We start from the raw sequence: 12,560 nt of genomic DNA, 5'->3' as shown, positions 1-12,560 counted from the left end.
CCCTTCCAAAAATCCCGGTGCTTGTCATCAGCCCGCGCGGTCCAAAATCAGCGCGGGCTGATCTATTACTAGTGGCTGTGGATTCTTGAAGTGCCTCAATATGGTACGGCCGGACCTTCAAAACCGCGCTGAGCCGGGTTTGTCGTAGGGTATGGCTGTCACGAAATATTTCGGCACCTTCTTACGCAAGCTTCAAGCCGTCCTCGCAACTGCCTGAGAATCCTCGGCTATTTCTTCGTCCCCGTTATCCACAGCCTGACAGGCACAATATCTTGTGGTTACAAAAGCGTAGCGATCTACGCCTTGACGAATCTCTCGGGTCGTCCGACAGTGTCCCTTACGTTGCGGCGGCGACTGGACCGGAATCACGAGGCCGGTTCTTCTTCGAGTTTGACGGGAAAAGACCATGCAGTCCGGCTATGAGGGGCGGGCTGCTATCACGGTCTCCGTGCGTGCTCGATTTTCCGCTCCGGAACAACGGTTGGGACTGGCGGAAAGATTCTGTTAATACTATATGTAGTAGTGTTGCAGCCGTTATCACCACAACATACAGGTTGGCATCTACGGATGGTCACCTGGGATCGGAAACATTCAACCGGCTGCGCGCGTCGAACGCGTGGGCTGGAGCGGCACATCTGCGCTCTTCAATCGGGCGCCAACAGACGAGGGATTTAAGGCAATGCGCATCGAACGTCGTTTCACCAAGCCGGCCACAGGCGCTTACGGGGAAATCGAATTCCGCAAGGGGATCAGCGAGATCCGCAATCCGGACGGCTCGATCGTCTTCCGGCTTGCCGATATCGACGTGCCGGCGCAATTCTCCCAGGTCGCGACCGACGTTCTGGCGCAGAAATATTTCCGCAAGGCCGGCGTTCCGAAGATCCTGAAAAAGGTCGAGGAAAACGACGTCCCCTCCTTCCTGTGGCGCTCTGTAGCTGACACGGAAGCGATGAAGGCGCTGCCGAAGGAAGAGCAGTACGGCTCCGAAACCGATGCGCGCCAGGTTTTCTCCCGTCTTGCCGGCACCTGGACCTATTGGGGCTGGAAGGGCGGTTATTTCACCTCCGAAGAAGATGCCGCCGCCTTCATGGACGAGCTCGCCTACATGCTCGCCACCCAGCGCGTCGCCCCGAATTCCCCGCAGTGGTTCAACACCGGCCTGCACTGGGCCTATGGCATCGACGGCCCCGGCCAGGGCCATTTCTATGTCGACCCCTTCACGGGCAAGCTGACGAAGTCGAAGTCGGCCTATGAGCATCCGCAGCCGCATGCCTGCTTCATCCAGTCGGTCGAGGACGATCTCGTCAACGAAGGCGGCATCATGGACCTGTGGGTCCGCGAGGCGCGCCTGTTCAAATACGGCTCCGGCACCGGCTCCAACTTCTCGATGCTGCGCGGCGAAGGCGAAAAGCTTTCGGGTGGCGGCCGTTCTTCCGGCCTCATGAGCTTCCTGAAAATCGGCGACCGCGCCGCCGGCGCCATCAAGTCGGGCGGCACCACCCGCCGCGCCGCCAAGATGGTCGTCGTCGATATCGACCATCCGGATATCGAGGAATACATCAACTGGAAGGTCAAGGAAGAGCAGAAGGTGGCGGCCCTCGTCACCGGTTCAAAGATCGTCTCCAAGCACCTGAAGGCCATCATGAAGGCCTGCCTCAATTGCGAAGGCGGAAGCGGCGACGATTGCTACGACCCGCTCAAGAACCCGGCGCTGAAGCGCGAGATCAAAGCCGCCAAGAAGGACCAGGTTCCGGAAAACTATGTCGGCCGCGTCATCCAGTTCGCCCGCCAGGGCTACAAGGACCTGGAATTCAAGACCTATGACACGGACTGGGATTCGGAAGCCTACCTCACCGTCTCCGGCCAGAACTCCAACAACTCCGTCTCGCTCAAGGACGACTTTTTGCGCGCCGTGGAGACGGATGGCGACTGGAACCTCACCGCCCGCAAGGACGGCCGGGTGATGAAGACGCTGAAGGCCAAGGACCTCTGGGAACAGATCTCCTACGCCGCCTGGGCGTCCGCCGATCCGGGCATCCACTTCAACTCGACGATGAACGACTGGCACACGTCGCCTGCCGGCGGCCCGATCCGCGGCTCGAACCCGTGCTCGGAATACATGTTCCTCGACGACACGGCCTGCAACCTCGCCTCCATGAACCTGCTGCAGTTCAAGGACAAGGCGACCGCCCGCATCAACATCGCCGATTACGAACATGCGACGCGGCTCTGGACCGTCGTCCTCGAAATCTCGGTGATGATGGCGCAGTTCCCGTCGCGCCAGATTGCCGAACTTTCCTACCAGTACCGCACGCTCGGCCTCGGTTACGCCAATATCGGCGGCCTCCTGATGTCGACCGGCATCGCTTATGACTCTCCGGAAGGCCGCGCCATCGCAGGCTCGCTGACCGCAATCATGACCGGCATTTCCTACGCCACCTCGGCGGAAATCGCCTCCGAGCTCGGCCCGTTCCCGAACTACGCGCCGAACCGCGACAGCATGCTGCGGGTCATCCGCAACCATCGCCGCGCAGCACACGGCGAGACCTCCGGCTACGAACAGCTGTCGGTCAACCCGGTGGCGCTGATCCATTCGGAAAACCCGGACCAGGATCTGGTCGCCCATGCCAAGGCCGCCTGGGACAAGGCGCTTTCCCTCGGCGAACAGCACGGCTACCGCAACGCGCAGGTCTCGGTCATTGCGCCGACCGGCACGATCGGCCTCGTGATGGATTGCGACACGACCGGCATCGAGCCCGATTTCGCGCTCGTCAAGTTCAAGAAGCTCGCCGGCGGCGGCTACTGGAAGATCATCAACCGCGCCGTCCCGGAAGCGCTGCGCACGCTCGGCTACTCGGAAAGCCAGATCGCCGAGATCGAAGCCTATGCCGTCGGCCACGGCAACCTCAACCAGGCTCCGGGCGTCAACCCCGGCTCGCTGCGGGCCAAGGGCTTCACCGACGAGAAGATCGAGGCCGTCAACGGCGCGCTGAAGGCCGCCTTCGACATCAAGTTCGTCTTCAACCAGTGGACCTTGGGCGCCGACTTCCTCAAGGGCACGCTGAAGGTCAGCGACGAACAGCTCACCGACATGAGCTTCAACCTGCTCGAACACATCGGTTTCTCGAAGAAGGACATCGAGGCGGCCAACATCCATGTCTGCGGCGCGATGACGCTGGAGGGCGCGCCCTTCCTGAAGGCCGAACATCTGCCGGTCTTCGATTGCGCCAATCCTTGCGGCAAGATCGGCAAGCGTTATCTCTCGGTCGAAAGCCATATCCGCATGATGGCGGCCGCCCAGCCGTTCATCTCGGGTGCGATCTCCAAGACGATCAACATGCCCAACGACGCGACCGTCGAGGATTGCGGTTCCGCCTACATGCTGTCCTGGAAGCTCGGCCTGAAGGCCAACGCGCTTTACCGCGACGGCTCAAAACTCTCCCAGCCGCTCAACTCGTCGCTGATTGCCGATGACGATGTGGAAGACGCCGTCGAGGAACTGCTGGCCCAGCCGGCAGCCGCCCAAGCCGTGACGATCACCGAAAAGATCGTCGAGCGGATCATCGAAAAGGTCGTCCGCAGCCAGGAAAAACTGCCCGGCCGCCGCAAGGGTTATACCCAGAAGGCGAAGATCGGCGGACACACGATCTTCCTGCGCACCGGCGAATACGACGACGGCCGTCTCGGCGAAATCTTCCTCGACATGAACAAGGAAGGCTCGGCGCTGCGCGCCTTCATCAACAACTTCGCGATCTCCGTCTCGCTCGGCCTGCAGTATGGCGTGCCGCTCGAGGAATATGTCGACGCGTTCACTTTCACCAAGTTCGAGCCGGCCGGCATCGTCACGGGCAATGACGCGATCAAGAACGCCACGTCGATCCTCGACTACGTGTTCCGCGAACTGGCGATCTCCTATCTCGGCCGCCACGACCTCGCCCATGTCGATACGTCGGACTTCAACAACACCGCGCTCGGCCGCGGCGTCTCGGAAGGCAAGGCGGACGTGGTCTCCAAGGGCCTGACCCGCGGCTACAAGCCGGTGCTCGTCTCCGGCACCGGCGGCGACCGCCCGGCCGCCGAGATCAAGGGCTCGGCCACCGCCGCCCCTGCCCGCGCCTCGGCCGGCACCAACGTCACCGCCTTTGCCGGTGCCGCCGCCCGCAAGCTGGAACCGACGGTTGCCATCTCCACCTCCGAAATCGTCTCCTTCAAGCGGGACTACGAGGAGCGCGCCAAGGAACTCGCCGAAGAGATCGTCGAGGAACTGGCCGAGGAACAGGCCGCCACGACAGCGCTCTTCTCCGACAAGGCCGCCGACGAGGCTGCAACGGCGAAGACGGAAGCCAAGAAGGTCGAAAACGAACGCCGGATGCGCTCGATCGCCCAAGGCTATACGGGCAACATGTGCGGCGAGTGCCAGAACTTCACGATGGTCCGGAATGGGACTTGCGAGAAGTGCGACACTTGCGGTGCGACGAGCGGGTGCAGCTAATTAGCAAGGCGCTTTGATGTGGCGCGACAATCAGTATGACATAACGACACTATCGTGACACAAATGCCGCCCGAAACCTTTGGGCGACGTGTGTGTATCGTGATGCATTTAAGCGGCTACCCTAACGCAGCTTGAGCTGTGTGGTCGTCGGAGTGAAGTCTCCGAGACCAAGGCGGTGAGCTGGAATGCTCCAGATGTCGTCAATCCCATCAAGCATTGAGGTCTGGAGATGTCGGTTTTCTGCCTATGCGTAATCCCACGGAGTTATGCCGATGTTACATTGATGCGGCATCAGCTCTCTGAGCTTGATCGCTGCATTTTACGGGCCGGGATTGTCACTCAGCAAACCGTGAGGTCATTGAAAGAAAAATCATCGAAGCGGCTAGGCCAGGGAGCCACGAAAAATAGCAGATAAATCCAAACGTGTCAGTGGCAATGAGAGGGATCGTGTGATTTTCCATCAACGCGAACAGCACAGTTGTGATTCCGAGGGCAGACATTAGTGCGGAGCAGATCATGATGACGACTTCAAACATTCCGATATCCTCATTTTAGTCGTCTAAGCTTTGTTCTACTTTACGTGACTGTCAACATTTTTTCTGTAGCCGGGTGGCGCGTGAATTTGGCATTTGGCCAACTTTTCAACAACCTTCAAATACGGAGGTGATCCGACTGGGGCATCCTGGTTTTTGCCAGCGTTAATGTTGTGTCAAACCGATCTGTCGTCGTGTCACTATGCTTGTCGTAACCGATCTAAAAGCGCCTTAGTTCTGGGAGATTGAAATCCGTTTTATGTCATACTGATTGTCGCTCCACATTTGATGAGCATCTTTGACGAACGCGAAGTAGAGGCGGGCCATCATCGGCTCGCCTCTGCCATTTCGGCTCAAGTCGAAGTTCTCGTGGCGTCAACTGATTTGCTTCGGAAGGCTCTGCTTCATCAGGATGTCGCGCGACACGATCCAGAAGAACACGCGGACTATCTGGCTGCTTCTCAACTTGGCTTTCGAATCGTGAACCAAGTTGGAGCGGCAACAAAATTGCTAGATTGCGGATATTTCGTTCAGGCCGCTGGTCTGCTCCGCGATATTGCCGAAATCGGCATGCTCGCGCTATATTTCACTGAAATCCCTGAAGATGTGCGCCAATGGCGAAAGCTCAGTGGCAAGGATCAGTGGAAAAAATTTAGCCCGATGAAGCTCAACACTAAGCCTCGGCTGAAAGGCACCGCGCGGTTTGCTTCTCTCTACGAGAAATTCCACTTCTTTTCCGACTACGGCACACATCCATCGTCGACATCAATAATAGCTCATCATGACGGCAATCGATTCCACATCGGCCCCCACGTAAACGCGCAGCTTTATATCAATACGTACAGCGACCTAGCCAACCTAACGTGGCACACGACCGACGCATGCGGCAATGCGTATTTCAGCATATTTAGCGTCTCTGCAGCTGATCTCTACCCGAAAGAAACGCAACGTTTTATCGAATCTTGGAATGGCATTGCGCCACCACTTCGTCCTTAGTCTGAACATATTCGAAGAATGCCAGCGGTGCTCCCATCTCCCTCCTTGCGTGGGACGCCTCTTCTCGCCGTGCAGACGCACGGCGGCTGGGGAGGAGAGCTCATCCCGTCACAAACAGCCCACCTGCCTGCTTCGCCCCGCAAACTCCATGAGACCAAGGTCCCCGCCCCACCGGACCTTGGTCCCGAATGCAGGCTCATTGGCCCTAATCCCATGGATTTATATCGGCCGCTGCTCCAGAATGCGCGGCATCTGAAAAGCCCCCAAGCGCGGAGCGTCTCCCGGCTTGGGCAGGGCATATGGAGATCGGTAAATATGAACAAGGTCCTCAAGAACGGCATCGTTGTCCTGGCGCTTGCTGCAGTCTCCGTCGGCGGGGTAACCGGATTTTCAGACCTCGCTTTCGCCAAAGACGGAAATGGTGGCGGCAACGGCGGCGGTAATGGTGGCGGCCATGGCGGTGGAAACGGCGGCGGCAGCGGCACCGATCGCGACAACATCTCGAACCATGGCCATTCCGGCAAGAGCCGGTCGACCTCGGCCAGTCTCGGCTCCGGCAAGGAGCGGGCGAAGAAGGATGCCGACCGCAAGGTCTCGAAAGGAACGGCACCCGCGCAGAAAGCCAAGCCGCAGGCCGTAAAAGTGGCAGGCCTCAGCTCCCTGAAGCGCAATTACCACGCCTATCTCAACACAAGCGATCCGCGGATGGCCTCGCTCTCGGCCTACGTGAAGGCCTATGCCCAGTACGAACTGACGAACGGCATCGATCCCGCCGTCACGGATCCCGAACTCGGCGAAGCCGCCCTTCGCGATGCGCTGGAGGATTTCGCGGGCGCGCCGGTGAGCGACGAGGCCTTTGGATGGGCGCAGGACCAGCTTGGAGTAGGCCCCGCAGTCGGCAAGATCGACCAGGTCCGCGACCAACTCGACCCGGACGCCGCTCTCTGAGAGCTTGCCCTTGAAACCGGCAGCGCCGTATGCCTCCCGGCATACGGCGCTTTGCAGATTGTCGAACCGCACGATACCGTCTCCAGACCCGATGGATCCGAAGAGTTTGCGGTACTAGAGCATTTCCGGTGAAAACCGGATCACCTGAAATGCTCTATCTATTTGTTTTCACGCAGTCCGGACGCAAAACCGCTGACGCACTTTTGCTGGACGTGCTCTAGAACTTGTAGTTCACGCCGGCCTTCAGCGTCTGATCCCGCACATCGGTGCGCGAGGAAACGCCACCCGACGAGCTGCGGACGTCATTGGTCATGGTGTAATTGTATTCGAAGCGGGCCGACAGGTTGTCGGTGAGCTTCTGCTCGACGCCGGCGCCCAGGACCCAGCCCGGCTTCCAGCCGTCCGGACCGGACGTGCCATTCTTGCCGCCGAAGCTGGTGAGTGCGACGCCGGCGGTGCCGTAGACGAGCGTCTGGTTCAAGCCGACGCCGGCCTTGGCCTTGGCGGCCACGCGGCCCTTTTCCGTGATCTTGCCGCCCGGCACGCGGCTTTCCACGTTGCCGAGATGGGAGGCTTCGATTTCCGCGCCGACGACGCCGGAATCGAGGTCCATGTTGTAACCGCCGTGAGCGCCGAGAACGAGGCCCTTGTCGCCATCGAACGGGTTCAGCTTGCGGGATGCCATGCCGAGATCGGCACCGACATAGGCACCCCCCCAACCGGCCTTCGGCGCGCCGGCAGGCTCGTTATAGCTCGGAGGTTCGGAATAGGAGGTGAGGTCGGCAGCCCAGAGGGGCGTGGCAGCGAATGCGGTAAAGATCGCCAGGGCGAAGGGCTTCTTGTTCATGGTTGGCTTACTCCGTACAGCACCTGCATTTCAAACACATGCAGGCGGTTACTCAAAAGGTTACGCATCGCGCGGCAGCCACAGTCATCCCACCCAAGCCCCTCAGGCCCGGACCGCCGGCAGATATCCATCCATTTTTCACGAATTCATAAATACTCTCTTAACTGACCGGCCGCTGCCGCGGTGCCGCCGATCAACAAGTGTAACAGTCCCGAGAGCAGCCCCCTGCGCCGATGCGGGGCGAAGCGGCATCGCCACGAACGGGGGCTCTCTACGGGCGCATCGTGGCTGGATCCTCGGGTCATCCCCGGGTTTAACCCGAGGACGAGGATGACGGAGAGAGCGGCGGATGACGGAGGAGAGGGTACAACACCCAAGGTCGTCATCTGACATCCAAGGTCGTCATCCTCGGGCTTGACCCGAGGATCTACACTCCAGACGCCGACCTATCCGGGCACATTCGGCACCTCCCCGTCAGCCCCATCAAGCACTTAGCCTCCCCTTCATCCTCGCCTTCCCGACCCGTGCTTACAATCTCCCCGTTCCGTCACGGATACACCGGCAGGCGTGCCGGCGAGGCGGGACCGGCGCCGGGTGGATAGGAAAGGACGTAAGTCCTGCCATCCGGGGTTCGCGGACAATGGTCTCCCTCCGGCGACGTGGGACGGGTGAGAAGCTGTCGGACCGACTTCTCGTTTCGTTTTCCATCATGGAGCGCCGGGCGTGCCTGTGAGGCACACAGGGTGATCGGGGCCGCGCCGGGCGGCGTCCGAGGGTTTTTCAAAACCCGGATTGTGTGGCGCAGGTGGAAGACGATGCCGGGCGGCGGTCATGGCCTGCGGTATCATGGTCTGAGAGCGTGCATGACACACTCTCCGGAGGGGCACGCAACCGTTCCCACAACCCCCGTCATCGCAGAGGGACCGAAGTCGCGGATAATAACCGCCGAACGGGGCGCTGAGAGGTGTCACCTATTACTATCTTACGAGGCAGCTTTCAGCGCCCCGTCCGATCGCAGGCTTCAGACACGGCGCGACATCGCGCGTGAACGACACGGCATGCCCTTTCCCGCCCTTCCCCTACCGCGCCGAGCACGAACGGCCACCGAACCAACCCAAGGAGGTGGAAAACGGCAAATATCCCTGCCGCAGGAACCAAAGAGCATCCGGCGTGTTGGAGGGACGCAATCAAGATCAACAAACCGTTATCTTTCAGGAGGTTCACCATGGGACGCGGCATTCTGCTCTGGCTTCTCGGCATTCCACTACCGATCGTCATCCTTCTCGTTCTCTTCATGCGTTGAGGAGGCGAAACATGCCAATTTCATCCACAGGCTCCGCGATCGCAACTCCGGTGGAGTCGTCAAAATCCGCGATCGCATGGGGGCCGATCATCGGCGGCGCGGTCGCCGCCATCGGCATCAGCCTCATCCTCATCCTTTTCGGTTCCGGTCTCGGCCTCACCATGATCTCTCCCTGGTCGGGTGAAAGCAGCTCGGCTGCGACCGTCGGCATCAGCGCGGCGATCTGGCTGGTGGTGGTGCAATGGCTGTCGGCCGCGCTCGGCGGATATCTGACCGGCCGGCTGCGCACCAAATGGGCCGCAGTCCACACCGACGAGGTGTTCTTCCGCGATACCGCCCACGGTTTCGTGTCCTGGGCCGTCGCCACCGTCTTCGTCGCGGGCTTCCTTGCTTCGTCGCTCGGTTCGCTGGCCGGCGCCGGCGCTCAGGCGGTCGGTTCGGCGGCAGCGACCGCCGGCGTTGCGGGTTCGGCAGCGGCGGCAGCCTCCGACAATTCGTCCTCGGGCAATTCGTCCTCGGGCGGCACCGACATGGCAACCTCCTACTTCACCGATGCGCTCCTGCGTCCGCAGCAGGCCCAGGCCCGCGCCCAGAACGACAACACGGCCGCAACCGCGGAAGTGTCGCGCATTCTTCTCAACGGCGCCGTCCAGGGCGGCGTGCCGGAAGACGACAAGGCTTATCTGGCAACCATCGTCGCTTCCCGCACCGGCCTTTCGCCGCAGGATGCCCGCGCTCGCGTCGATGCGGTCCTGAAGCGGATCGAGGATGCCAAGGTCGCAGCCCAGCAGGCCGCGGACGAGGCCCGCAAGGCAGCCGCCACCACGGCGCTGGTCGGCTCGCTGTCGCTGCTCGTCGGCGCGTTTATCTCCTGTGCCGCCGCCGCACTCGGCGGCCGTCAGCGGGACGAGGAAGAAGACCTGCTCGTCGCGACGCGCTACTAACCGCCACGATCATGATCGAGCGGCCATGCGAGAGCGTGGCCGCTCTTTTTCGTCTCAAGGCTTGCCGGCGCGGATATGCAGGAAGATCGGCGCAACGCGGGTATCGGCGACGACCGGTTCTGCCAGCGCCAGCTCTTCCGACGCCATCGGCTCGCCGAACGCCTCGATCACCAGCCCCGTCTCGACGATCATCGAAACCCAGGTGGTCAGCGTCCGGTGGAACCGCGGCACCGAAAACTGCGTCAGCTTCGCCCGCTCCTCGGCGGGAATTTCCGAAAACAGCCAGCGCTCGATCCGCCCGTCCGTCTCGTCGAAATAGTCGGCCACCTGCACGGCCACCGCCTCGCCCGTCTCATCGCGGATATTTTTCCGCGTCGGCGGCACGAAGCAAGGATGCAGGATCGAGAACTGCAGGAAACCGCCGGGCTTCAGGACACGATAAACGCCCTTCAGCACCTGGCGCTGGTCGGCCATGTCCATCATCGACATGAAGGCGGTGACGAAATCGAAACTCTCGTCCGGAAAGTCGATCCCCTGCCCGTCGCCGAGCACGTAAGTAATGCCGAGCGGTTCGCTCTCCCCGGTTTCGCGGGCATAGCGGATGAAGGTCGGGGCGATGTCGAGGCCGGTCATCTCTGCCCCGCGCCGGGCGACTTCGCGGGTATTGGTGCCCTCGCCGCAGCCGAGATCCAGGCCCTTCAATCCGGCAACCGGCGGCAGCATGTCGAGAAAGGCCGGCGTGTTCAGCGCATCCCGATATTTGTCGTAACCGGCCCGCGAATAGATCGTCCAGGTCTCGGCATTGCTCTCCCAATGGGCGCCGACAACAGTCGCATCCATGCTCGTCTCCTCTCAATCGTCGGTTGGGCGGCGAGCTATATCCGCGACGGATGACAAAGGGAAGACGGCGGAAGCAAAAGAAAAAACCTTCCGGCAGCACAACCGCCGGAAGGTTCTGATTGGAACGGTCTTCCGCTCGGAAGTCGGGACCTTACTGCAGCGTGCGCTGGTAAGGCGGCATGTCCGCCGGAGTGCCCGGAGCCACGCCCGCCTCGCCGCCATCGAGGCCGGTCGCCACCACCGAGACCCGGAACTTGCCGTCCAGGCTGCGGTCGAAGATCGCGCCGACAACGATATCGGCATCGTCCATGACCTCGTCGCGGATGCGGCTTGCCGCTTCGTCCACCTCGAACAGCGTCATGTCGGAACCGCCGGAGATCGAGATCAGCACGCCCTTGGCACCCTTCATCGAGATGTCGTCGAGCAGCGGGTTGGCGATCGCGGCTTCGGCGGCGAGCAGTGCGCGGCCGTCGCCGGAGGCTTCGCCGGTGCCCATCATCGCCCGGCCCATGCCCTTCATCACCGATTTGACGTCGGCGAAATCGAGGTTGATGAGGCCTTCTTTGACGATCAGGTCGGTAATGCAGCCGACGCCGGCGAACAGCACCTTGTCGGCGGTCATGAACGCGTCGGCAAACGTGGTCTTGGCATCGGCGATGCGGAACAGGTTCTGGTTCGGGATGACGATGACGGTATCGGCAGCGCGGCGCAGTTCCTCGATGCCGGCATCGGCCGTCTTCATGCGGCGGTTGCCTTCGAAGGTGAAGGGCTTGGTGACAACGCCGACGGTGAGGATACCGGCATTGCGGGCGGCGTGGGCGATGACCGGCGCGGCACCGGTGCCTGTGCCGCCGCCCATGCCGGCCGTCACGAAGCACATATGCGAGCCGGAGAGATGATCCATGATCTCATCGATCGACTCTTCCGCGGCAGCCCGGCCGATCTCCGGCAGCGAGCCTGCGCCGAGGCCTTCGGTCACATGGGCGCCGAGCTGGATACGCCGCGATGCCTTGGACGTTGCGAGAACCTGCGCGTCGGTATTGGCGGCGATGAAATCGACGCCCTCCAGCTCCTCGGCGATCATGTTGTTGATGGCGTTGCCGCCGCCGCCGCCGACGCCGATCACGGTGATCTTCGGCCGCATTTCGGTGATCTGGTATTTCTTGCCGTCCGTCATCGCAATCTCCTTGGCATCGGCACCCGCCGGGCGGGCGGCCTGGTGGCACCCGAATCACATGTATTTTAGCTGGGCAACAAGGCAGAGGCTTGGCGAAAGAACAAGCTTCGCTGCACAGAAAGCCGCCGAAAGAAATTTTCCACAGTTGCGTGGAACCTTTTTCGGTTACAGCAATTGTGAGGATTCGATCACAAAAGAGAGAGGAGCCCAGCGTATCATGCCTACGTCCGCCGCACGTACGTCCATCGCCCCGCCGGATGACCATATCCTCACCGTTCAGGAGGCTCTCGAACCGCTCTTTCTTGCGCTCGAAGAGGAGGCGGAGATCAAGATGATCGCCGCCGCCGTCAAGGCCGGCTGGTCGGTGGAGGACGCCGTCACGGCGATCGACGAGCTTCGCCGGACAGAGCTCGTGTCCGACAGCTGGGCCCATTGATCCATCACAAAAACTCGTTCGCCCGCGCGCCGAAGATGTCCTAG

At 61.2% G+C, this 12,560-nt stretch carries 9 protein-coding genes; 5 read left to right on the top strand and 4 right to left on the bottom strand.

Annotated features, from left to right (window positions below; all coding sequences use genetic code 11):
* Positions 1-679: 679 nt before the first annotated feature.
* Positions 680-4,492, top strand: coding sequence for a vitamin B12-dependent ribonucleotide reductase (locus J2857_RS19075; protein ID WP_210011592.1), 3,813 nt, complete (start codon positions 680-682; stop codon positions 4,490-4,492).
* Between the two features lie 335 nt (positions 4,493-4,827).
* Here J2857_RS19075 and J2857_RS19070 read toward each other — a convergent pair whose 3' ends face one another.
* Complete coding sequence (locus J2857_RS19070) at positions 4,828-5,028, bottom strand: hypothetical protein (protein ID WP_210011591.1); 201 nt, start codon at positions 5,026-5,028, stop codon at positions 4,828-4,830.
* Between the two features lie 285 nt (positions 5,029-5,313).
* Here J2857_RS19070 and J2857_RS19065 point away from each other — a divergent pair, with 285 nt between their 5' ends.
* On the top strand, positions 5,314-6,021 hold the full coding sequence (locus J2857_RS19065) for a hypothetical protein (RefSeq protein ID WP_210011590.1): 708 nt from the start codon (positions 5,314-5,316) through the stop codon (positions 6,019-6,021).
* 315 nt (positions 6,022-6,336) lie between these two features.
* Positions 6,337-6,969, top strand: a complete 633-nt coding sequence (locus J2857_RS19060; RefSeq protein ID WP_210011589.1) for a hypothetical protein — start codon at positions 6,337-6,339, stop codon at positions 6,967-6,969.
* A 217-nt stretch (positions 6,970-7,186) separates the two neighbouring features.
* Here the strand turns inward: J2857_RS19060 and J2857_RS19055 are convergent, their stop codons facing one another.
* A complete protein-coding gene (locus tag J2857_RS19055; RefSeq protein ID WP_210011588.1) occupies positions 7,187-7,816 on the bottom strand; it encodes an outer membrane protein in 630 nt (209 codons plus the stop codon).
* A 1,314-nt stretch (positions 7,817-9,130) separates the two neighbouring features.
* Here J2857_RS19055 and J2857_RS19050 point away from each other — a divergent pair.
* Entirely contained in the window at positions 9,131-10,063 is a 933-nt protein-coding gene (locus J2857_RS19050) for a hypothetical protein (protein ID WP_210011587.1), read from the top strand.
* Between the two features lie 54 nt (positions 10,064-10,117).
* Here the strand turns inward: J2857_RS19050 and J2857_RS19045 are convergent, their stop codons facing one another.
* Both J2857_RS19045 and ftsZ read right to left on the bottom strand, forming a co-directional pair.
* Positions 10,118-10,903 carry a class I SAM-dependent methyltransferase gene (locus J2857_RS19045; protein WP_210011586.1) on the bottom strand — a complete coding sequence of 262 codons (786 nt, stop codon included), beginning with the start codon at positions 10,901-10,903 and terminating at the stop codon, positions 10,118-10,120.
* Between the two features lie 151 nt (positions 10,904-11,054).
* Positions 11,055-12,080, bottom strand: a complete 1,026-nt coding sequence (ftsZ, locus tag J2857_RS19040; RefSeq protein ID WP_210011585.1) for a cell division protein FtsZ — start codon at positions 12,078-12,080, stop codon at positions 11,055-11,057.
* 217 nt (positions 12,081-12,297) lie between these two features.
* Between ftsZ and J2857_RS19035 the strand changes: the two genes are divergently transcribed.
* Positions 12,298-12,516 (top strand): hypothetical protein, encoded by a 219-nt coding sequence (locus tag J2857_RS19035; RefSeq protein ID WP_210011584.1) that lies wholly within the window; start codon positions 12,298-12,300, stop codon positions 12,514-12,516.
* Positions 12,517-12,560 lie beyond the last annotated feature (44 nt).

It is taken from the genome of Neorhizobium galegae (assembly GCF_017877055.1).
In the GTDB taxonomy this organism is placed as follows: Bacteria; Pseudomonadota; Alphaproteobacteria; order Rhizobiales; family Rhizobiaceae; genus Neorhizobium; species Neorhizobium galegae_D.
The sequence above is the reverse complement of the archived record's forward strand: the minus strand, read 5'-3'. Positions and strand labels throughout refer to the sequence as shown.